19 protein-coding genes and 1 tRNA gene are annotated in these 21,564 nt (G+C 46.5%); 9 read left to right on the forward strand and 11 right to left on the reverse strand.

Annotated features, from left to right (window positions below; translation table 11 throughout):
• Window positions 1–165: 165 nt before the first annotated feature.
• Together BN3656_RS05945 and BN3656_RS05950 are read left to right on the forward strand one after the other, a co-directional pair.
• Complete coding sequence (locus tag BN3656_RS05945; protein ID WP_066545178.1) at window positions 166–1,236, forward strand: helix-turn-helix domain-containing protein; 1,071 nt, start codon at window positions 166–168, stop codon at window positions 1,234–1,236.
• Between the two features lie 64 nt (window positions 1,237–1,300).
• Window positions 1,301–2,233, forward strand: a complete 933-nt coding sequence (locus BN3656_RS05950; RefSeq protein WP_066545183.1) for a mechanosensitive ion channel domain-containing protein — start codon at window positions 1,301–1,303, stop codon at window positions 2,231–2,233.
• 72 nt (window positions 2,234–2,305) lie between these two features.
• Here the strand turns inward: BN3656_RS05950 and deoC are convergent, their stop codons facing one another.
• The 10 genes from deoC to BN3656_RS06000 all read right to left on the reverse strand — a co-directional run bounded on the left by deoC (window position 2,306) and on the right by BN3656_RS06000 (window position 11,989).
• Complete coding sequence (gene deoC, locus BN3656_RS05955) at window positions 2,306–2,971, reverse strand: deoxyribose-phosphate aldolase (RefSeq protein ID WP_081422862.1); 666 nt, start codon at window positions 2,969–2,971, stop codon at window positions 2,306–2,308.
• A 35-nt stretch (window positions 2,972–3,006) separates the two neighbouring features.
• Window positions 3,007–3,780, reverse strand: a complete 774-nt coding sequence (locus tag BN3656_RS05960; protein WP_066545185.1) for a nucleoside phosphorylase — start codon at window positions 3,778–3,780, stop codon at window positions 3,007–3,009.
• A 2-nt stretch (window positions 3,781–3,782) separates the two neighbouring features.
• Window positions 3,783–4,574, reverse strand: coding sequence for a nucleoside phosphorylase (locus BN3656_RS05965; protein ID WP_066545186.1), 792 nt, complete (start codon window positions 4,572–4,574; stop codon window positions 3,783–3,785).
• Window positions 4,574–5,515, reverse strand: coding sequence for an ABC transporter permease (locus BN3656_RS05970; protein WP_066545188.1), 942 nt, complete (start codon window positions 5,513–5,515; stop codon window positions 4,574–4,576). The genes BN3656_RS05965 and BN3656_RS05970 overlap by 1 nt, the downstream gene beginning before the upstream one ends.
• Window positions 5,512–6,591 carry an ABC transporter permease gene (locus BN3656_RS05975; protein ID WP_066545190.1) on the reverse strand — a complete coding sequence of 360 codons (1,080 nt, stop codon included), beginning with the start codon at window positions 6,589–6,591 and terminating at the stop codon, window positions 5,512–5,514. The genes BN3656_RS05970 and BN3656_RS05975 overlap by 4 nt, the downstream gene beginning before the upstream one ends.
• Window positions 6,581–8,137, reverse strand: a complete 1,557-nt coding sequence (locus tag BN3656_RS05980; RefSeq protein ID WP_066545192.1) for an ABC transporter ATP-binding protein — start codon at window positions 8,135–8,137, stop codon at window positions 6,581–6,583. Before BN3656_RS05980 ends, BN3656_RS05975 begins: the two co-directional genes overlap by 11 nt.
• Window positions 8,138–8,220: 83 nt before the next feature.
• Entirely contained in the window at window positions 8,221–9,414 is a 1,194-nt protein-coding gene (locus BN3656_RS05985; protein ID WP_066545194.1) for a BMP family ABC transporter substrate-binding protein, read from the reverse strand.
• Between the two features lie 64 nt (window positions 9,415–9,478).
• A complete protein-coding gene (locus tag BN3656_RS05990) occupies window positions 9,479–10,216 on the reverse strand; it encodes a GntR family transcriptional regulator (protein ID WP_066545196.1) in 738 nt (245 codons plus the stop codon).
• A complete protein-coding gene (locus BN3656_RS05995) occupies window positions 10,213–10,977 on the reverse strand; it encodes a nucleoside phosphorylase (protein WP_066545198.1) in 765 nt (254 codons plus the stop codon). The genes BN3656_RS05990 and BN3656_RS05995 overlap by 4 nt, the downstream gene beginning before the upstream one ends.
• 28 nt (window positions 10,978–11,005) lie before the next feature.
• The gene (locus tag BN3656_RS06000; protein WP_066545200.1) at window positions 11,006–11,989 is read right to left on the reverse strand and encodes a nucleoside hydrolase; all 984 of its coding nucleotides are present in this window, start codon (window positions 11,987–11,989) and stop codon (window positions 11,006–11,008) included.
• A 239-nt stretch (window positions 11,990–12,228) separates the two neighbouring features.
• Here BN3656_RS06000 and BN3656_RS06005 point away from each other — a divergent pair.
• Window positions 12,229–12,301: transfer RNA gene (locus BN3656_RS06005), tRNA-Lys, on the forward strand.
• A gap of 158 nt (window positions 12,302–12,459) precedes the next feature.
• The gene (locus BN3656_RS06010) at window positions 12,460–13,812 is read left to right on the forward strand and encodes an MATE family efflux transporter (protein ID WP_066545205.1); all 1,353 of its coding nucleotides are present in this window, start codon (window positions 12,460–12,462) and stop codon (window positions 13,810–13,812) included.
• 95 nt (window positions 13,813–13,907) lie between these two features.
• Here BN3656_RS06010 and BN3656_RS06015 read toward each other — a convergent pair whose 3' ends face one another.
• The gene (locus BN3656_RS06015) at window positions 13,908–14,633 is read right to left on the reverse strand and encodes a MurR/RpiR family transcriptional regulator (RefSeq protein WP_066545206.1); all 726 of its coding nucleotides are present in this window, start codon (window positions 14,631–14,633) and stop codon (window positions 13,908–13,910) included.
• 251 nt (window positions 14,634–14,884) lie between these two features.
• On the opposite strand from BN3656_RS06015, the gene BN3656_RS06020 reads away from it, so the two are divergent.
• The 5 genes from BN3656_RS06020 to BN3656_RS06040 all read left to right on the forward strand — a co-directional run bounded on the left by BN3656_RS06020 (window position 14,885) and on the right by BN3656_RS06040 (window position 21,563).
• Window positions 14,885–16,477, forward strand: a complete 1,593-nt coding sequence (locus BN3656_RS06020; RefSeq protein ID WP_066545207.1) for a PTS transporter subunit EIIC — start codon at window positions 14,885–14,887, stop codon at window positions 16,475–16,477.
• 29 nt (window positions 16,478–16,506) lie between these two features.
• A complete protein-coding gene (locus tag BN3656_RS06025; RefSeq protein ID WP_066545212.1) occupies window positions 16,507–17,835 on the forward strand; it encodes a 6-phospho-alpha-glucosidase in 1,329 nt (442 codons plus the stop codon).
• Window positions 17,836–18,114: 279 nt separating this feature from the next.
• Complete coding sequence (locus BN3656_RS06030; RefSeq protein WP_066545214.1) at window positions 18,115–18,807, forward strand: TIGR01906 family membrane protein; 693 nt, start codon at window positions 18,115–18,117, stop codon at window positions 18,805–18,807.
• An 11-nt stretch (window positions 18,808–18,818) separates the two neighbouring features.
• The gene (locus BN3656_RS06035) at window positions 18,819–20,402 is read left to right on the forward strand and encodes a D-alanyl-D-alanine carboxypeptidase family protein (RefSeq protein ID WP_066545216.1); all 1,584 of its coding nucleotides are present in this window, start codon (window positions 18,819–18,821) and stop codon (window positions 20,400–20,402) included.
• Between the two features lie 39 nt (window positions 20,403–20,441).
• A complete protein-coding gene (locus tag BN3656_RS06040; protein ID WP_066545218.1) occupies window positions 20,442–21,563 on the forward strand; it encodes a DUF4118 domain-containing protein in 1,122 nt (373 codons plus the stop codon).
• Window position 21,564 lies beyond the last annotated feature (1 nt).

Genomic DNA, 21,564 nt, shown 5'->3' on the forward strand with positions numbered 1-21,564 from the left:
ACACTTAAGGTAGTCTTATTTTAACATTTCCACACCGACTTTACTATTGTCCAAACCATGTAATATGTCCCACCTTTTTTATGCATCTGCACAATTTACCCTTCATATATTGCAGATTTTAGGCCACTTTGTTATAATATATGAAAAACCCATTGGAGGAACACTATGATTAATCATAAAATAATCTGCCAGATTATAGAAAAGTTGCAGAATCATTTTCCGTTCCCCATCAGTATATGTGACCTCAGCGGTCGCACAATTGCTTCAACCGAACCATCCTGTATTGGGGAAATGAATCTCCTTGCCATCGAATCCCTGAATCTTAATGCCAAGGTTACAACTTCTCCTGGAACCTATTTTCAAAATGCCAGTACTGCCGTTCCTCTTCGCCTGCAAGGCAGTCGTATTGGTGCTGTTGTTATAGAACGTACCGGTTCCACTAGCCTTCATATGGCAGAACTTCTTGAGAATACCATAGAACTGCTATACGAAGAATTACTTTCCTTCCAAAAACGTCAGAACCAGTCTCAGGAACGAAGCCAGTTTTTATTTGAATGCCTGCATCAGCAGACTCCCTATACAGAAAATTTCATCAAACGCGGTGAATTTTTCGGAATCCAGCTAAAAGGAAAACAGACACTTATTCTGATGGAAAGAAAAACCGGCGACCAGTTTACTTCCATTTCTATGCTCCAGAACCTTCTGGATGAACATGATATCATTCTCCCTCTTTCAGAAAATCAGGTTCTTCTCGTGTTAAAGGAGAATCTTCATTTTGAAAGAAAATATCATCGTGTTCTTTCCGCTTCCGCAGATTGCCACATGGGCGTCTGTTCAGGAGAAATGCATCTAAATACGGCCTATCAGGCCGCTTTAGAAAGTTTGAAGCTGGGAAAAGCTTTATTTCCTGATGAATATCTTCACTCTTATGACAAAATGAAACTGGCCATTGCCTTGTCAAAGACTACTGTTCCAGGATTAGAGCAAGAGTTTCAGCAGCTTTGCAGACATGGGAAAAATGCCCAGCTTGCTGAAACAGCCGTCGCTTACTTTCGCTTAAATGGAGATATACAAAAAATATGCGAACATCTCCATATACATCGAAATAGTATACCATACCGTCTACACCGTATTCAGGAAATCTGCGGACGCAGCCTGACAAATTCTTATGATATGCTGTGCCTTTATGCATCCTATATCTGTTATGTAAAAAAACAAATTCAGGAAAAATCTTGATTTTACAGTATGCCTCTTTATGCTATAATGATTTTTACACTATCAGACAACAGGAGACTGCCAAATGATACATTTTACCATGCAAACACCCTCAATCCCTTCTATAGAAGAAACCCAGGCCATTGTGCAGGAGGTTCACGAAGACCTTCAGCAGTTAAGACCCAACGCAATTTTAGAAACCATACGCTCATGGACTCCAGGACTTTTGGCCTTCAGCTATCGGCTGCTTTATGCTGCCATCATTATCATCATCGGCAACCGGATTGCATTCTATCTGCGCCGTTTTTTAAAGCGCACCTTTGACCGAATGGGGATCGATCTCAGCCTGAGCAAGTTCCTGATTTCCCTTGCAAATGCCATCACCTACGCCATTGTGATCTTTATGGCTCTGGAAAAAATAGGAATTCCTTCCACCTCCATTATCGCGCTCTTAGGCTCCGCCACTCTGGCAATCGGCCTTTCTCTGCAGGAAAGTCTGGGAAACTTCGCCGGAGGCATCCTGATTCTTGTCATGCGGCCCTTTGGCATTCATGACTATATTGTATCAGAAGGCGTGGAGGGAAAGGTTCTTAATATTGGCCTTGTATACACCACTCTGCTCACCATTGACAACCGGCGCATCACCATCCCCAACGGCACCCTGTCAAATGCTGTGATTACCAATGTAACAGCCCAGGAAAAACGGCGGATCGATCTAACCATCGGCATCAGCTATTCCTCCGACTTAAAACAGGCAAAGGCCATTTTGGAACGTATTTACAAAGAAGATCCCCAGATCCTTCAGGATGAACCTATCACTGTCTATGTCGATGAGCTGGCTGAAAGCTCCGTGATTCTCGGTTCCCGCGGCTGGGCCGCCACAGAGGATTACTGGAGCGCCCGCTGGCGGATCATTGAACGGACAAAACTGGAATTTGACGCTGCCGGCATTGAAATTCCTTATAATCAGATGGATGTAAATATTATACAGAAAAAGGAAGGACCGCTCAATAACTGATCATTGAGCGATCCTTTCGCTTATTTATAATAAAATTCAACTATACTTCAGCAATCGAATTCTGCCCCTGCATCAATAGCCGGAAGCTTCTTCGTTTTTTACCAGCTTTACCATACGGCTGGTGCCAAGGCGGTCTGCCCCCAGCTCCAGAAAATGCTCTGCGTCAGCCAGAGTAGAGATGCCTCCTGCTGCCTTGATCTTTACATGCTCTCCCACATGGGCAGCAAAAAGTGCAATGTCCTCAAAGGTAGCTCCTGCCTTTGAAAAGCCCGTAGAGGTCTTGATATAATCAGCGCCGGAGGCTGTAACTACCTGGCACATACGGATCTTTTCTTCCTCTGTCAGCAGACAGGTTTCAATAATCACCTTTAAGATTTTATCCCCGCACACTGCCTTCAATCTACGGATTTCATCCTCGACCTGATCGTAAAGACTATCCTTGACCCATCCGATATTGATCACCATATCAATCTCGTCTGCCCCATTTTCAAGCGCATTTCTAGTTTCAAATTCCTTTGTCTCTGTGGTCATATAGCCGTTTGGAAAGCCAATCACTGTACAAACAGCCATCTTATCTCCCATATATTCCTTTGCCTTTTTTACAAAGCTTGGAGGAATACAGACTGACGCCGTTTGATAAGCAATCGCATCATCGCAGATCTGGCGGATCTCCTCCCAGGTGGCAGTCTGAGTCAGAAGTGTATGATCCACATGGCTCATAATTTCTTTTATTTCCATTTCTATCTCTTCTCTACACATAAATCCTGTATTTTCTATATGAGCCCCTTCTTCTTATCCTGACGGATAATATCTCTCATTGCTTCAATACCTACCTCGATGGCTCTCTCCTCCCAGCCGGAGGGGTAATCTTCCGCATCATTGGAATACTCGCCAAAATTGGTAGCGCTGATCATAACACTGGAGGTTCTAATTCCCAGAGAAGCCCCGATGAGGAAAATCACGGAACACTCCATACTGGTATTGGTAGCGCCTCCTGCCAGATAGGAATCCCATTTTGCCTTTAATTCATGATAAACCGGCTTTGTCTCAGGCTCTGCCTCTGTGTAATAGGAATCCTTTGTAATGGTCACTCCCACATTATATGGATAGCCCAGCTTCTTCGCTGCCTGCTCCAGAGCCTTTAACATCTGGAAATCGGGAACAGCCGGGAATTCAAAGGGAAGGTAGTGGTCTCCCGTTCCCTCCATACGCACAGCGCCGTTGGGAATCACTACATCTCCGATTTTTACCTTTGGAGAGGTGGAAGCCGCTGAACCGATCCGCATCATGGTGTGAGCGCCACAGGAATGAAGCTCCTCAATGGCGATACAGGTAGAGGGGCCGCCGATTCCTGTGCTGGTCACAGTAACAGGCACTCCGTCCAGAGTTCCCGTATAGCTTAAATACTCTCTCTTGTGGGCAACCTTTACAGGATTATCAAAATGCTTTGCAATCAGGGACGCTCTTTCAACACTGCCCGGCAAAAATACATATTTTCCGATCATCTCTGATGTAACGTCTACATGCATGGTTCTTTCTTCTGCCATTTCTAGTTCTTCCCCTGTTTCTTTGCTTCCATTTCCTTTTCAAAACGGTAAATGGCCTCTAAAACGATCTTAATTTCTTCATCCCATCCAACCGTCAGTGCCTCATTCGCAGTCTCATAGATCACTTCCCCGGTAATCAGGTTGCCGGATACGGCGCTGATCATGGCAGCTCTCTTTTTGCGTCTGTGGCATACGGTATAGAGGGCAGAGCTCTCCATTTCCACATTCAGACAGCCCAGAGCGGACAGCTTTTCGATCCATTCCTGTGTCTCCCCATAGAATGCGTCATCGGAAGCATTGATGCCGTAATATACTTTTCCGGAAAGGTCCGGCTCCATCTCCTTTGCCGTATCAATAATCGCCCTTGTCAGATCAAAATCAGGCACTGCCGGGAAGCAGTCCGGCACATAGAACCGGCTGGTTCCCTCATTTTTCATGGATCCGGTAGAAATCATCAGATCACCGATCTTAATCCCATCCTGAAGGGCAGCGCTGCTTCCGATCCGGATCAGACACTCTGCTCCGATGTTCATCAGCTCCTCTGCCGCAATAGTTGCAGAAGGACAGCCCATACCGGTAGAAGTAACGGAAATCTTTACCCCCTTGTAATAGCCGGTAAATGTTCTGTGTTCTCTGTTGTTTGCCACCAGCTCTGCCTGATCCAGATATTTTGCCACTCTGTCAGAACGGGCCGGATCACCCGGAAGGAGTACGTATTTTCCAACATCACCCGGTTTTAAATGAATATGATACTGCTTTTTACCTGCTGTCTTGCTTTCCTTATCAAGTGCCATCAGCCTTTTGCCTCCTCTAATTTTTTTATTTTCCTGCTGGCTGCCGCGGACTTCTGAATAGAGTATACGGTCAGGCCGGCAATCGTTGCCAGATATGGCAGCATCTGAATAAACTCAGACGGAATCTTAAGTACCTGAAGAATATTGGACAGGCCGTCAAAAAAGGCGAAAATCATGGATGAAATCAGCGCTCCCACGGGAGTAGCCTGGCCCATGGAGCAGGCTGCCAGGGCGATAAAGCCGCGTCCTGCTGTCATGTCGCGCACAAACATGGTCAGATAGCCCATGGAGAGATACATTCCTCCAAGGCCTGTCATAAGGCCGCATAATACAATAGCCAGGAACTGAATCTTTATTACATTCTGTCCCACGCTGGATGCCGCGTTTGGATTCTCTCCCACAGCCCTCATGCGAAGTCCGGTTGGCGTCTTATACAGGAAAAACCAGATAACCACCACCATAGCAAGAGCCAGATAGGTAAGGGCATTATGCCCTGATAAAATACCGCCTAAAACCGGGATATCCTTAATAATGGGGATATCCACATTTGGGAAGGAGAAGCTTTTCAGTGAAGAGGAATTTCCCTTTTCTCCGGTAGCCAGCTGCAGTACAAACACCGTAAGGCCGGAAGCCATGGTATTAACCGCAGTACCGCAGAGCACGTTATTAGCCTTTAATACCAGATGGAAATAGGCAAATACAGCACTTACAGCTACGGACGCCAAAAGCCCCGTTAAAAGTCCGATCCAAAGACTTCCTCCAAAAGCGCTTCCCAGCACTCCCGCCAAGGCAGAAATCAGCATGATGCCCTCCAGACCCAAATTTACTACTCCTGCCTTGGTACAGATCACGGCTCCCAGGGAAGCCAGCAGAATCGGAGTTGCAACTCTGATCCACATATACAGAAAATCTGTGCTGAAAATCAATTCGATCAAATTCATGCCTGTGCCGCCTCCTTTTCCTCTGCCTGTGCTGCCTTTACGATCATACGCTGTCTCCATCCCTTTAACAGGGCATCTGCCGCAATAAAGAACATCATAACAGCCTGGATAATATCAACTACCTCCCGTCCCACATCACTGCTACGGGCCATAATATCTGCGCCTACATTCAGGTAGCCGATAAATGCCGCTGCCAGCGGAACTAAAAGAGGATTGCTTCTTGCCAGCAGAGCCACTACGATACCGGTCCAGCCGTAGCCCGGGCTTGTGGTCCATTTAAACCGGTTGTACATTCCCAGAAGTTCTGCGGCACCGCCCATACCGGCAATTGCTCCGGCCAGAACCTGGGCTGCTACCATGATTCCTGTCACCTTAAGGCCCGTATACTTTGCAAACAGAGCATTGTCTCCGGTAATTCTGAGTTTTGTACCGTAAGAGGTACGGTATAGGAAGAACCATACCAGAACGCAGATCACAATACCCAGTACAATACCTGCATGAATTCTGGTTCCCTCCAGTACCACCGGAAGGCGGGAGGTATCTGCAAATTCCAGGGAAGCCAGACTGGAGCTGCTGACCTCACGGAAATGGTAGCTGACCATGTAAATGGCAAAAAACTGAACTACATAGTTAAACATAATGGACGTTACCAGCTCACTCACGTTCCATTTCATTTTCAGGAAAGCCGGAACCATGGCGACTGCCGCTCCGCAGAGTCCGCCAAACAGGATAGCCGCTGCGGAGTGGATACCTGCCGGAAGCTTACATGCAATAGCAACCACCATAGCACCTGTGGTTCCGATAAAGAATGAGCCTTCTGCAATCATGGAAAACTGTCCGGAACCGAAAATAATGATGACCGCAAGCGCCGTAAACATAAGGGGTGCTGCTGCCTCAATGATATTTCCAATCCTTCGCAGGGAGGTAAATGGCCCAATAAAAAAGCTTGTGATAGCTGTCATAGGATCATCGCTGACCATGAACACAATCACCGATACCATGGCGCAGGCAATGAGAATGATCAGGCCCAATTTTACCATATCCACTAATAAGTTAATCCGTTTATTACTGTTCATGCCGTGCCTCCTTAATCTCCTCCTCGGACTGAAGATGGATACCCAGCATATAGACGCCTAACTGCTCCTCTGTCATCTTGGATACATCCTTGATATATGCGGCAATCTTTCCTTCGTACATAACGATCAGGCTGTCAGAAAGACCCAGAACCTCGTTAAGATCAGAGCTTATAACGATAACTCCCTTTCCCTCATCTCTCATCTGCACCAAACGCTGGCGGATAAATTCCGTTGCACCTACGTCTACGCCTCGGGTAGGCTGGTCTGCAACAATAATTTCAGGAGAACCGGAAAGTTCTCTTGCAAGAACCGCCTTCTGGATGTTTCCTCCTGACAGACTGTTGATGGAAACCTCCTGGGATTTGCAGAAAATCAGGTATTCCTTTACCATTTCATCTCCGTATTCCTTTACAGCCTTTGGATTGCGTACCCCATGTTTAAAGAAGCGCTTCCAGCCCAGCTTATCTGCAATCATGTTTTCTGTAATGGAAAGCCTGGGGGCCATTCCCATGGTCATACGGTCTGCAGGAATATGGGCCAGCTTTAGCTTTCGGATCTTTTCAACGGAAAATCCCTTGATGTCCTGGCCATTTACTTCAATGGTGCCGCCGCTGTAGGAGCCCATTCCGGTGAGAGCAGATACCAGCTCATTCTGGCCATTTCCCTCCACTCCAGCGATTCCCAGAATCTCGCCCTTTCTCAGGGTAAAGGAAACATGGCCTACCGCCCGTTTCCCATTTTCATTGATCACTACCAGATCCCTGATTTTCACCAGAGGCGCACCGGGATGAGCCTCTTTCTTTTCCACATTCAGCACCACGTCTCTTCCTACCATAAGGCGCGAGATATCCTGCTCGGAAACCTGGGACACATCATGGACGCCCATTGTCTCACCCCTTCGGATGATGGTAATGCGGCTGCAGATCTGCTTGATCTCCTGCAGCTTGTGGGAAATAAAGATAATCGTATACCCATTATCCTTCAGGTGAAGAAGCTCGTCAAAGAGTTCCTGTGTCTCCTGGGGTGTCAGCACCGCTGTAGGCTCATCCAGAATCAGGATTTTTGCCCCGCGGAACAATGCCTTTAAAATCTCCACCTTCTGCTTCTGGCCTACGGTCAGATCCTCCACACGCCCATCAGGCTCTACAAAGAGATTGTACTTCTTTCCCATCTCCTCTACCTGTTTCCTTGCGAAATTCAGATCCGTCATAATACCTTTTTTCGGTTCCATTCCTAAAATGATATTTTCTGCCACTGTCAGAGAGGGCACCAGCATAAAGTGCTGGTGAACCATTCCGATCCCCAGCTTAATTGCCATCTGCGGAGATGTCATATGAACCTGTTTTCCGTTTACATAGATCTCTCCGGAGGTAGGCTGCTCCTCTCCGAAAAGAATCTTCATCAGAGTCGATTTTCCCGCTCCGTTTTCTCCGGAAAGAGCATGGATCTCCCCCCGTTCTACAGACAGGGTCACATCCTTATTAGCCATAACGCCATTGGGGTATACTTTCACAATATGCGACATCCGCAATGCTTCTTCTGCCATGATCATACCTCTTTATCTTCGTTTTCATACAAAAGCTTGGCAGCCTCCTTCTAGTCACTTTAACTGTGCGCTTCGTCTCTGCATCAAGGCTTCATTTCGTCACGCAGGGCTGCCACTTCCTCTGTTGTCATATCAAAGGCAGTTCCCACTGTGATTTCGCCACCGATGATCTTCTGCTCTGTCTCTTCTATGAATTTCTGAATCTCTTCCGGAACAATGGCCTTGTAGTTGTCATTCTTAGCCAGCCCAACTGCTCCACTGTCCAGTCCCAGGATATAATCCTGATCCAGTGTCTTGGTTCCCTCTTTCCAGTCTTTGATAGAGGTGTAAATAGACTCGCCTACATTCTTTAAGCTGGAAGAAAGCACATTGGCTGCCAGCTCAGGGTCAGACTCCTTTAACTCGCCATACAGATCCTGGTCGCAGGCAATGAGGTACTTGTCAGACTTCTGTGCAGCTGTTACCGCTCCTAAAATAGACTGGGAAGCAGGTGCATATACAATCTGAGCGCCCTGGTTGTACAGCTGTGTGGTCATCTCCATACACTTGGAAACGTCCTCAAAGGAACCAACATAAGAGGTAACTACCTTAATTTCAGGGTCTACATACTTAACACCCTCCAGATAGCCTACCAGGAAATCGTTGATATTGGCTGCATCCATAGATCCTACAAAGCCCAGGACCTTCTGAGAAGCATCGATCTTCGCATCTCCGGATTCCAGCATCTTGGCCGCAAGTGTGCCGGAAAGGAAAGCGGCCTGATTGGAGTAGTAATTAATACCCATCATATTTCCTTCTGTTACCACATCTCTGTCAACAGAAACGTCGAAGATCAGGTAGTTCTTCTCTGGGAATTCAGCTGCGATATCCTGAGCCAGCTCCTTTACAGACCAGGTTCCAGATACGATCATATCCCAGTCCTGCTCAGAAACATCCAGGTAGTTTCCTTCGTAGCTGGTCTCGTCTCTTCCCATCTCGATGGTTTTAACCTCAGCTCCCATCTCGTCAGCCAGCTTCTGCATACCGCTTGCTGCGGAATCGTTAAATCCCTTATCGCCCAGATTTCCGTTACACAGGTAAACTACCTTTAACGGATCATCGGAAGAAGCCTCTGCCTTTTCCTCTGCTTTTCCCTCTTCCTTGCCCTCAGCATCCTCTGCCTTGGTTTCTTCCGTCTTAGCTGCTTCTGTGGCTCCCTGTCCGGAAGCTCCGCATCCTGAAATCATGGAGGCTGCCATCGCGGCCGCCAGTACGGTACTTACGATTCTTTTTTTCATTTCTTTGTCCTCCTTGGATATATGAATGTATCTTCATAGCGCCGATTCTGCTTAAAGCCGGCGTCTATTTCTTACGTTCCAGTACAAAACGGTACCAGTTGCTGTCCATGCGGTACTTGTGATAACTCAAAGGCTCTTCATTCTGAAACAAAACCTCATCCATAATGATTACAATGGGACATTCCGGTTGATCCACCGCAATCTCCGCCCATTCCACAGCGCTCATGGACACCTGGGAACGCTCTGCCTCCTGGTAAAGCTCTCTCACGGCAAATTCCTTCAGCCGTTCCTCATTATCAATGTCAATCCCTCTTTTTTCCAGCTGCATAATAGGGATAATAGCCACCGAAGATGCTACATAAATATCTCCTGCAAAATATCTGATATCCACCACAACCGCCGTGAATGTCTGTCCATGATATCCCAGCAAATCACCTACCAAACGTCCTCCGTTTTGAACATGGAACGTATATTCTGTTTTTGTAATCTGGTCAACGCAGCATTTAAAGCAGGGGTTTGCGATATGCTGAAATCCCTCCCTGTCCCTGGCAAGCTGTCCCGTAATCATGGTTTTTTTTCCTTGCATCTTATAGATATATCCATCTTCTTCCAACTTGCGCACTGCCATCCGCACTGTACTGCGGCTTACATTCCAATAATCTGCCAGAATATTCTCACCAGGAAGGGTGTCTCCTTCTTTGAGTTTTTCTTCCTGAATAAGTTGGTAAATAATATCATAAATCTGAACATAATAGGGTATATTTAGTTCTGCCAGCTTTGGCATCTCCCGGCAATCCATCATTCGCCTTTCTGGTCTTCTCTTATAATAATCTTCATAGCCTCGATAGCGGTACGGATCGCTCTGTCTTCCACATTTACCTTCTCTGAACCCTCTTTGACCTTTCCGCTCTCATAATTGGTAGCGCTGGCCATGACACAGGAGGTACGGATTCCAAGGGAAGCCCCTACTGCAAAAAGAGGCGCGCATTCCATGCTGGTGGAGGATGCTCCTCCCTTCTTATATGCCTCCCATTTATAGATCAGCTCCGGTCCTACAGGCTTTGTCTGGGGGGAGGTCTGGGTATAGAAGGATGCCTTTGTAATGGTTACTCCTACATCATAAGGAAGACCCAGATTAATGGCTGCCTGCTCAATGGCCTTTAACATCTGGAAGTCCGGCACAGACGGAAATTCCACCGGAAGATAATGATGGCTTACACCTTCCATCTTTACAGCTCCGTTGGGAATCACAATATCTCCAATGGACACCTTGGGTGACACGGAAGCGCAGGTTCCCACACGCATCATGGTATCTGCACCGCATTGATACAGTTCCTCTACAGCAATCGCAGCAGAAGGACCTCCAATTCCGGTACTGGTTACCGCTACATCAACACCATTCAGCTGACCCACAAATGTACGAAATTCCCGGTTATAGGCAATCTCCTTTGGATTTTCAAAGTAAGCGGCAATCTTTTCTGTCCGCTCAGGACTGCCTGGAAGGAATACATACCGGCCAATCTGGCCTTTTTCCAACCCAATGTGCATCATTTTCTTACCCATAATGACTCACTCCTTCAATTATTTATTTTTAATTCTTCTTTTTATTATATCGTCCTGGCTCCATATTCTGAAATACACTAAACAGTCTGCGGACTGCCTTTACAGAATCTACCTGAATGCAAATGGCAATCTCTTCTCTGTCCAAAACTGGAACAAAGCCATCATCTGTGGTGATCATGCCAGAAAATTTCTCTGACTGATACTCTACTCCTGCTCTTACCATTTCATATACACCTAATGAAGGGTCTTCCGCGATCAGCATTGCAAGAGGATCATGAACCACACTGGCATGCGCCATTCCCATAGTTACGCGATGAAACTCAAAGTAGAAGCGAAGTGCTTTTTTGATATACTCAGCAATCGGACGGCACTCCTCTAAACAGTATTCGCACAGGTTATCCACATCTGCCTGCGTGATAAAGGTCTTCATCGTCACATCTAAACCTACGACTGTCAGATTAAACCCTGCCTTAAATACCATATCTGCGGCACGCGCATCCCCATGAATATTCGCTTCTGCATACGGACTTACATTTCCTGGAACCTTATAGCACCCTCCCATAGCAACTACTTTTTTTACCTTCTTCGGAAGAGAAGCATCCTTCTCCAAAGCCATCGCCAAATTCGTCATCCGGCCAGTGGTAATAATGATCAGCTCTCCCTTTAACTCCTGTGCCTTTCGAATAATAAAATCACAGGCAGTCTCATTAATTGGTTCCTGTGTGGTTTCTGGAAGCTCTACGTTGCCAATTCCGTTATCTCCATGAATATAGGCTGGAGCAGAACCAAACACACCATCCAATGATTCATTTGCTCCCACTGCTACCGGAACATCATATCCGCATTTCGCCAGCTGAATCAGTCTCAGGCAGTTATCCGCTGACTGCTCTGCACAGTTATTTCCAAAACAAGTCGTAATACCTTCTACATAAAAATTAGGAGATCTAAGAGCATAGAGAATTGCCAGAGAATCATCAATTCCTGTATCCGCATCAATCAAAATATGTTTCATAAGTAATTCGTTCCTTTCCCCTTCGACTTATATTTATATCTTATAACATGGCTGTCAAGTTGTCAACATATTATGCCATATGTTTTGTATAAAATGCATATATTCTTTCATCCCATATCGAAAAAAATATTTGATATTACCTAAAAATTTTTGTATTCATATTTTTTCAAAAAAACCATTGACAAACAATCGCTCATGCCCTATAATGTTCATCGTATCACACAACAACACATAGACATGCGCCTCTAGCTCAGCTGGTAGAGCAGTAGACTCTTAATCTATTTGTCCAGGGTTCGAGTCCCTGGAGGCGCACTGAGAGGTCTGATTTTGCAGATATTAGAGGCTGCGGGGTCGGACTTTTCTATTGCGAACATATAATTTTATACATTTTCCATTTATCAATGGCATGCAAGCCTTCCCGCATCAAAACAGGCGGGAGGGCTTTTTTTGTCCTTACAGGAGGTTTTATTATGGAACAGAATCAACGTTTTTTGCTGGAAAAGCCGGTTTTTCCTCTTCTTGTTTCCATGGCAGTGCCTGTGATGCTGTCCATGCTGATCAATTCTCTCTATAACGTTGTAGACAGTATCTGGGTATCGAGACTGGGCACAGATGCCATCACTGCCGTTTCACTGGCCTTTCCTCTTCAGAATATCATCATGGCTCTTGGAGTGGGCCTGGGCGTAGGTGTCAGCTCCTTAATTTCCATGAGTCTTGGAGCAGGAAACAGGAACAAGGCCGATCATCTGGCATCTGCCGGCCTCTCTCTGGCCCTGATACACTGTCTGTTATTTATTGCTCTGGGCATTTTTATTACAAGACCATTTCTTGGGATGTTTACAGATAATCCCCAAATATTCGAATGGGCCTACAGCTATACGTTCATTGTGCTCTGTCTCTCTTCCGGTCAAGTTCTGCAAATGTACATGGAAAAACTCTTTCAGGGTGTAGGGCGGATGAAAACCACCATGTTTCTCATGGCAAGCGGCTGTCTGATCAACATTGTTTTAGATCCGATCCTTATTTTCGGCTGGTTCGGCGCTCCCGCCATGGGTGTATCCGGCGCTGCCGTTGCAACAGTGATCGGCCAGTTTGGGGCGTTGCTTCTATATATTCTTGTGTATTTAAAAACCAATCTGGGCGTATCCATTCGGCCCAGACTTATGAATCTGAACCGCGAACTGATTCGTTCTATTTATAGTATTGCAATTCCATCCAGTCTGCTTTTAGCCATGCCTTCCCTGTTAACCGGCATTTTAAATGGAATCCTGACTACCTTTGGAAGCGTCTATGTAGCAGCCTTTGGACTGTATTTTAAACTCCAAACCTTTGTAAACCTTCCCTGCAACGGCCTTCTCCAGGGAATGCGTCCCATTATCGGGTATAACTATGGAGCCGAACGCCATGACAGGGTCCGCAGTACCATTCGCTGCAGCCTTGGCCTGGTAACCGTTGTTACACTCACCGGAACAATTGCATCCATTTTCTTTCCCGGCCCGATTCTGCGTATTTTTGATGCAGATCCGGAGCTGATGCAGTATGGGACAGAAGCCCTGCGCATGATCGGCCCCAGTTTTTTGATTTCCTCTGTGGCTTTCATAGCAGCCGGAGTTTTTGAGGCTCTGGGACAGGGACGCCCTTCCCTGATCATCTCCCTTCTGCGCCAGCTTGTAATCATTGTTCCTCTGGGATGGATTCTCTCACGCTTTATGGGACCCGCAGGCATCTGGATCTCCTTCCCCATAGCAGAGCTTATAGCCGCAGTGATTGCCTGGAAAATGATGGGGAAAATTTATGCGGATCATCCTGAAAATACACATTAACTCATTAACATAAACTCTAAAAAACAAACTCCGCACAGCAATTACGATCATAAACCGATCATTTGCAGTGCGGCGTCCTGTTTTTATCTTATACTTTATTCTGTTTCCCATGTCATATCCATCAGATACTCAAATAGAATAAGAACTCTTGCATAAAAATAATTAGCTGTAAGATTCCGATCATCTAATATTTTATCATCCAAAAGTACAAATGATAATTCTGCCATATCAGCAATCATAGAATGGGTTCCTCCCGTAAAAGCCACCACATCAATTCCATGTGCGCAGGCATCCCGGACAGGCTTAATAATCGTGTCTGTTGTGCCGCTTTTGCTAATAGCAATTACCATTCCTGCCGAAAGGGCATTTCCCTCATATACCTCATAATTATTCGATCCAATGGCACAGTAACCCATAACCAGAAGCTTGCGCACAAAAAAATCCCTTAAGGGGGCACAGAATCCGGTACCTGTAATCAAAATGGGATTATGTCTGTGTTTTTTCAGAAGTTCCGGAAAACGATTCATTTTTTCAAATGGTATCTCTCCGATAAAAGCTGTAATATCTGACTCATGATTCTTATTATTTATCTCATTCTGTACCAGAAATCCCAGTCGATATACCATATCCGTATAACCAGTATATCCCATCTTTTTACTCAGACGGATCAGTGCTGCCGGCGAAACGTAATTCCGTGCTGCAAACTCCCTTACGCTGTACTGTATATTCTGGTCTGCCGCCTCTAAAAGCGACTGAAACATCTGCTGTTCACTTTCATTTAAATGATATTGTTCTGCCAGCTTATAAATATCGTGTTTCATCTCTCATTCCCTCTATTTTATCCCAAACCCATATTTTGTGTAATTTTCACTGAAATTATACGATACTCTGTCCATCTGCGCAACCAATTCTCATTACATCCGATTTCATTAATGAAACATGTTTCAATCTATATGAATATGTTTAAAACTATCACAAAATAGTAGATTTTTTTATTCAAAATGATATAATTCAAACATCGAAACGGAATGGCGCCTTCCGACAGAAAACGAATGAAAAAGGAGAATGAATCATGAAAGCAAAAGTTATGAACGCCATGCAGAGCTTTTCCAAAGCTTTGATGGGCCCTGTTCTGTTCTTACCTATTGCCGGTATGCTCCAGGCTCTGTCTTCTGTAATGTGCAACACAGCATTTGTATCAGAGGGGGGTATCTTATATACAGCTGGAAAATTTATCAATGGCGGAGTCAGCGCAGTAATCGGCAATCTTGGAATCCTGTTCTGTGTAGGCGTCTCAATGAGTCTTGCAAAAAAGAAAAAAGCGGATGCCGCATTCGTATCACTTGTCAGTTATCTGATCTGGCTTGCAGCCAACTCTCGCTGGCTCAGTGTTGCGGGACTGATGGCGGAAGGTGATACTGCCAGCGCACTCTACGGTACAGGCCAGACGATCTGTCTTGGCTACCATGTAACAGACATGGGCGTATTCCTGGGCATGATCCTGGGCGTAATCGTAGCCTTAGTCCACAACCGCTTTATTGACACTGAATTTAAGGGTGCCATGGCTATGTATGGAAACAGCAAGTTCGTATTTATCGTGCTTCTTCCCATTGTATTAGTGCTGGCACTGGCAGCTGCCTATATCTGGCCTGTTGCAGCTGCAGCAATCAATGCCCTCACAGGCATTATGGCAGGCGCTGGCGCATTTGGAGTATTCCTGTATGGATTTTTAAACCGTATTCTGATCCCTACCGGCCTCCATCATCTGGTATGGTCTCCCTTCCTCTATTCCGCAATCGGAGACAGCATGATCATTGGCGGAGAGCAGATCGTAGGCGCAAAGCCTGTTTTCCTGGCTCTTCTTAGCGACCCTGCTGTTGCTTCCATGCCCGACTCTGCCCGATTCTTAACCTATGGACTTATGAAGACCTTTGGCGTCATCGGTGTTGCTCTGGCTTTCATCGCTACTGCCAAAAAAGAGAAAAAGGCCGCCACAAAGGCTCAGGTTATCCCGGCCACACTTACTGCCTCTTTAGTAGGCGTAACAGAGCCACTGGAGTTTACCTTCCTGTTTGCAGCTCCCATGCTGTGGGTCATCTACTCTGTCATGGACGGACTGTTCCAGATGATCGTATATCTGTTAAATGTCCGTGTCTGTGCTACCAACGGCATTATCGACTTCCTTGTACTGAACCTTCCGGCAGGAATCGGACGGACACACTGGCCTATGTATGTAGTTGCAGGTCTGATTGAGATCGTTGTAATGTATTTCCTCTTCCGTTTCCTGATCGTGAAATTCAACCTGAAAACACCGGGACGCGAAGACGGCGAGGATGTAATCGACCTGGCTGCCAATGCAGCAGCAGTAAAATCCCAGATCCGCTCCGGAAATAAAGCAGAAGCAAAGAAAGAAGCTGATGCTGAAACCGCAGCCCGCATCATCGAGGGACTGGGCGGACCTGACAATATTGAAAATATCGGAAACTGCATGACCCGTCTGCGCGTAGAGGTAAAAGACGCCTCTGTTGTAAAGGATAAAGAATGGTTTGCCCCAACAGGAGCAGCTGGTCTTGTTGTAAAAGGAAATAATATACAAATTATCTATGGCCCTGTTGTCAGCAAAAAACGTTCCATCGTCGAAAAAGCCCTTGGACGTGAAGAATAACTCACTTGTAATCACTCAGGAGGTATATAATGAAAACATTTAAACTTGTCATCGCCGGAGGCGGCAGCACCTACACTCCGGGAATCGTCAAAAGTCTTCTGGTACAGAAAGACCGTTTTAAACTCAATGAGCTGGTTCTCTATGATAACAATGCCAAACGTCAGGAAGACGTGGGCGTTATCGTCCGCCATGTAGTAGAGATGTTTGATCCGGATGTAAAATTGACTCTTACCACAGACCCGGAAACCGCCATGACAGATGCAGATTTTATCTTTGCACAGATGCGTGTAGGACTGTACGCCATGCGCGAACAGGATGAGAAGATTCCGTTAAGATACGGCGTAGTAGGCCAGGAAACCTGCGGCCCCGGCGGTCTTGCTTACGGCCTGCGTACCATTTACCCTATGGTAGAACTGATTGACTACTGCGAAAAGTATGCAAAGCCTACTTACTGGATCGTTAACTACTCTAATCCGGCTGCGATTGTGGCAAAAGCCACCTTCCGCCTGCGTCCTCATGCCCGCATCCTGAATATCTGCGATATGCCTGTGGCAATCGAGAGAAACATGGCTGAGATTCTGGGCTGTGACCGCCATGATCTGGAAGTAGACTATTTCGGCCTGAACCATTTCGGATGGTTCACCAAAGTGCGCCTCAATGGAACCGACGTAACAGAGGAATTAAAGTCCTATGTGGCAGAAAACGGATATATGCCCAAAAATGAAAAGAGCGATGTAATGCACAGTGATCCCTCCTGGCTTCATACATATGCCAATTCCAGACATATCTGCTCTGCATTCCATGATTATCTGCCAAATACCTATATGCAGTATTATCTTCTGGGCGATGAAGTGGTTGAAAGCAGCAATCCCAACCACACCCGCGCCAACGAGGTAATGGAAGGCCGCGAAAAAAGGATTTTTGATGCAGTAGCAGATTACCGCGCAGGAAAAGAAGTCGATCTGACCAAATTCTTTGGCGGCGTACACGGCGAATTTATCGTAGACGTAGCAATGAGCCTGGCCTTCGACCTGCGCAAGCGCTACCTTGTAATGGTAGAAAACAGGGGGGCGATTGAGAATCTGCCTGACGATGCCATGGTTGAAATTCCTGCCTATATTACAGACCGCGGAGCTGAACCTGTGCGTGTAGGTGAGATTCCTACCTTCTATAAGGGTCTGATCGAGCAGCAGGAAGCAGTTGAAAAGCTGGTAGTTGAGGCAGCCATCGAGCATTCCTACGAAAAAGCATTGATGGCATTTACCCTCTCAAAAACTGTCCCCAGCCTTCTGGTTGCCAAAAAGATCCTGGATGACATGATCGAAGCCAACAAAGAATTCTGGCCTGAGCTTCATTAAATCCTTTATACATTCAAACAAAAGCCATACCAAACCCGCCCGTATCCCGGCAAATGTTTGATATGGCTTTTTTCATAAAGTTTCAACATTGACAACTCTCCTATTACATGATATAAAATAGGTAGTTTATGCGTCTTTTTAATAACGTATGCAGCCCTTAGTGATTTATAAAGGCGCGTTTAAAGGTCGGACTCTGCAGATCGTCAGCAAGCTGCGAAGTCGGGCTTTTTCTTTTATGTGAATCAAAACCATACCCATCCCAAAGGAGGACTTCCCGATATGAAATATCTTCACCGCCTGACCGGCATTCTGATGGCATTCTGCCTGATGATCGTCCTGTTTATCACCTCCATAGAAGCTGTCGTATACTGGACACCCGGATATTTTGAAAAAGAATACACAAAATATGAGGTACTTAAGGATCTTCCTGCCATGACCGTGGAAGATCTGTTAGAAGTAACGGATGAGATGATGGATTATCTGCGGGGAGACCGTGAAGATCTTCATGTGATGACCGTCATGGACGGACAGGAGCGGGAGTTTTTCAATGCCAGAGAAATCGCCCATATGGAGGATGTTCAGGGACTGTTTCTGGCAGCCATCTCCATCCGGAGGGTATGTCTGGTTCTGTGTGCCTCTGCCCTTGTCTTTATGGCAGTTACAAAGGCTGATATGAAACGCCTTCTTCCTCCTTCCGTCTGCCTGGGAACCGGGCTGTTTTTCGGTCTGATCGCGGCCCTGGCTGCCATCATCTCCACCGATTTTACAAAATATTTTATTATGTTCCACCATATTTTCTTTAGCAACGATCTGTGGATCCTGGATCCGTCCACCGATATGCTGATCAATATTGTGCCTGAAGGCTTTTTTATGGACACAGCCGGACGGATTGCATTTACCTTTGGCAGCCTGTCTCTTATCCTGTTTGCAGTCTGTCTGGCTTTAACTCTGAAACACAAGCACCGCCCATAGGAGTGTAACGTATGAAACGACTTTTTCCCTTTTTTATATGCCTTAACCTGATTCTGGGCTTTACGCCTATTACAGCTGCGGCAGCCGTTCCCTGGCCCACCGGCGTTTCCATTGAAGCAGACGGCGGTATCCTGATGGATGCTGACACTGGAAGCATTCTATATGGAAAAAATGAAAATCAGGCCTATTATCCGGCCAGTATCACCAAAATCCTCACAGCGCTGATCGTACTGGAGGAATGTGAGCTGGATGAAATGGTTACTTTCTCCCATGATGACGTGTACAATGTAGAGGCAGGAAGCAGCTCCGCAGGAATTGACGAGGGCGATGTGCTGACCGTCCGCGACTGCCTCTATGCTCTGCTTTTAGCCTCTGCCAATGAGAGCGCCAATGCTCTGGCCTGTCATGTAAGCGGTTCCAGAGAAGCTTTTGCAGAGCTCATGAATCAAAAAGCCAGGAGCCTGGGCTGTACAGGAAGTAATTTTGCCAATCCCAGCGGCTTAAATGACGAAAATCACTACACCACAGCTCACGACATGGCGCTGATCACACAGGAAGCCATCAAAAATCCTGATTTTGTGGAAATCAGTGGCACACGCAGCTACCAGATGGCGCCTACCAAAAAAAATGCTGAGGGCGGCTATGTTGCCAACCACCATAACATGGTAAAACAAAATACATCTGTTACCTATCCGGGAGCCTTTGCCGGAAAAACAGGATACACCTCCCTGGCAGGAAATACCCTGGTAACCTGTGCCGAACGTGACGGTATTACTCTGATTGCTGTTGTTCTGAACGGCCATCAGTCTCATTACCGGGATACAAAAGCTCTTTTCGACTTTGGTTTTTCCAATTTTCAGTCCTTAAAGGCCGCAGACCACGAAACCACCTACCGCTCTCTGGAAAATGACATGACCATTGCAGGAATGACCGCAAAGGACAGCATTTCCCTGTCCCTTGATCCAGACAGCCGGGTAATCCTTCCCAGGGAAGCCGTATTTTCCGATCTGACTCCCAGTCTGTCCTACGAACTCGGCCAGGATGCTCCAAAACATGCCATTGCCCGCATTTCCTATACCTATGAGGATCATGAAACAGGACAGGTATATTTGTGCACAACGGCTCAGGTTAACCGGATAAGTGCGCCGGATACGGTCATTTCTTCAGACGCCGCTCTCTCTGAGTCTTCTGATGCAGCCAATCTTTCGACGGCTCCATCGAAAGCATCGGTTCCATCTGAAACAGAGTCCCCCGATCCTGTCCTACAGATCCAAAGGCGCTCTGCACAGCCGGATGCTGCAGGTACGGAAGACAAAGGCACACTTTTTGGCCTTCCCCTGTGGCTGGCAGTCTCTCTTGCCGGCGGTTTTGCTGTTATTCTCGGCGCAGGAATCTTCCTCTTTCTTCATAACAGGCAGAAAGAACAGGAGGATCTGATGCGCCGCCGGCAGAGACGCTTAGAACGGTTAGAAGATATGGGCTTCTCCTCCTCGGATTTTGATCAGATGCTGTCCAAAAAGAGAAGCTCTATACCCTCCTACCGCCCCCGCAGGCGGATAAAAGGGCGCTCGTTCCGAAAAAACCGCCGCAGATAGCCTGTAAACTTTACTACACTGAGATAAGGACTTCCGACCATGCTTCACTCCCATTCCCCTCTCCCCAGAGAACCATTTCATCTGAAACAGTCTGTTGTGGAAACCGTACGGACCCTTCCTACCACCATCATTTATATGGCAGCAGCAACTCTGGTTTCCAGCCTGATGTTTCATTTCACAGACAATCTGATCAATGTATCCATTGTCTATATCCTTGCTATCATCCTTCATGCCCGCGCTACCAGCTGCTACGGCGCAGGCATTATCGCTTCCCTGTACAGTGTCTTTTGGGTAAATTATGCCTTCTCTGTGCCCTACATGAAGCTGAATTTTACTCTCAGCGGCTATCCCCTTACCTTTTTCGGGATGGCATTTATCTCCTGTTTTACCAGCAGCATCTGCATCATGATTTCCCGCCAGACAAATCTGATCCGTGAGCAGGACAAAAAACTGATGAATGCAGAAAAAGAAACCATGAGGGCTAACCTTCTGAGGGCTGTGTCCCACGATCTGAGAACGCCTCTTACCACAATCATAGGCTCCAGCGTTGCCTGTCTCGAACAGCAAAATACCATGACAGCGGAGGAACAGCGTCAACTGATTTCAAATATTGAAGAGGATGCTCAATGGCTCTTAAATATGGTCGAAAATCTCCTGTCCGTTACCCGGATTCAGGATACGGACGGTGCACCTGCTGTGGTAAAAACTGAAGAGCCCTTGGAGGAAGTCATTTCTGAGGCAGTCCAGCGATTTCGCAAGCGCTTTCCCTTGGCTGTGGTTCATGTAAGTGTTCCCGATGCCCTTATTATGGTTCCCATGGATGCAAAGCTCATTGAACAGGTCATCAATAACCTGCTTGAAAATGCCGCCTTCCACGGAAACAGCCAGGAGCCCATCGAATTGACAGCTGCCATTCATGATAAAATCCTTTCTGTCACGATCAAAGACTATGGAAACGGCATTGATCCCGACCGTTTTCCCACACTCTTTGACGGCGGAGGCGCCTGCTCTAACCCCAAGGGTGACGGCCACAAAGGGATGGGAATCGGACTTTCGATCTGTAAAACCATTATAAATGCACATGGCGGCTCCATTGAGGCTGCCAACCATTCTAAAGGCGCCATGTTTACTTTCACACTACCTGATTGGAGGGAATACTGAT

The sequence above is a fragment of the Clostridium sp. AT4 genome (assembly GCF_001517625.2).
In the GTDB taxonomy this organism is placed as follows: Bacteria; Bacillota; Clostridia; order Lachnospirales; family Lachnospiraceae; genus Enterocloster.

Excerpts from the sequence above, each read along its gene's own strand:
- BN3656_RS05945 (WP_066545178.1), top strand. The coding sequence starts at position 166 with ATGATTAATCATAAAATAATCTGCCAGATTATAGAAAAGTTGCAGAAT.
- BN3656_RS05950 (WP_066545183.1), top strand. The coding sequence starts at position 1,301 with ATGATACATTTTACCATGCAAACACCCTCAATCCCTTCTATAGAAGAA.
- deoC (WP_081422862.1), bottom strand. The coding sequence starts at position 2,971 with ATGGAAATAAAAGAAATTATGAGCCATGTGGATCATACACTTCTGACT.
- BN3656_RS05960 (WP_066545185.1), bottom strand. The coding sequence starts at position 3,780 with ATGGCAGAAGAAAGAACCATGCATGTAGACGTTACATCAGAGATGATC.
- BN3656_RS05965 (WP_066545186.1), bottom strand. The coding sequence starts at position 4,574 with ATGGCACTTGATAAGGAAAGCAAGACAGCAGGTAAAAAGCAGTATCAT.
- BN3656_RS05970 (WP_066545188.1), bottom strand. The coding sequence starts at position 5,515 with ATGAATTTGATCGAATTGATTTTCAGCACAGATTTTCTGTATATGTGG.
- BN3656_RS05975 (WP_066545190.1), bottom strand. The coding sequence starts at position 6,591 with ATGAACAGTAATAAACGGATTAACTTATTAGTGGATATGGTAAAATTG.
- BN3656_RS05980 (WP_066545192.1), bottom strand. The coding sequence starts at position 8,137 with ATGGCAGAAGAAGCATTGCGGATGTCGCATATTGTGAAAGTATACCCC.
- BN3656_RS05985 (WP_066545194.1), bottom strand. The coding sequence starts at position 9,414 with ATGAAAAAAAGAATCGTAAGTACCGTACTGGCGGCCGCGATGGCAGCC.
- BN3656_RS05990 (WP_066545196.1), bottom strand. The coding sequence starts at position 10,216 with ATGATGGATTGCCGGGAGATGCCAAAGCTGGCAGAACTAAATATACCC.
- BN3656_RS05995 (WP_066545198.1), bottom strand. The coding sequence starts at position 10,977 with ATGGGTAAGAAAATGATGCACATTGGGTTGGAAAAAGGCCAGATTGGC.
- BN3656_RS06000 (WP_066545200.1), bottom strand. The coding sequence starts at position 11,989 with ATGAAACATATTTTGATTGATGCGGATACAGGAATTGATGATTCTCTG.
- BN3656_RS06010 (WP_066545205.1), top strand. The coding sequence starts at position 12,460 with ATGGAACAGAATCAACGTTTTTTGCTGGAAAAGCCGGTTTTTCCTCTT.
- BN3656_RS06015 (WP_066545206.1), bottom strand. The coding sequence starts at position 14,633 with ATGAAACACGATATTTATAAGCTGGCAGAACAATATCATTTAAATGAA.
- BN3656_RS06020 (WP_066545207.1), top strand. The coding sequence starts at position 14,885 with ATGAAAGCAAAAGTTATGAACGCCATGCAGAGCTTTTCCAAAGCTTTG.
- BN3656_RS06025 (WP_066545212.1), top strand. The coding sequence starts at position 16,507 with ATGAAAACATTTAAACTTGTCATCGCCGGAGGCGGCAGCACCTACACT.
- BN3656_RS06030 (WP_066545214.1), top strand. The coding sequence starts at position 18,115 with ATGAAATATCTTCACCGCCTGACCGGCATTCTGATGGCATTCTGCCTG.
- BN3656_RS06035 (WP_066545216.1), top strand. The coding sequence starts at position 18,819 with ATGAAACGACTTTTTCCCTTTTTTATATGCCTTAACCTGATTCTGGGC.
- BN3656_RS06040 (WP_066545218.1), top strand. The coding sequence starts at position 20,442 with ATGCTTCACTCCCATTCCCCTCTCCCCAGAGAACCATTTCATCTGAAA.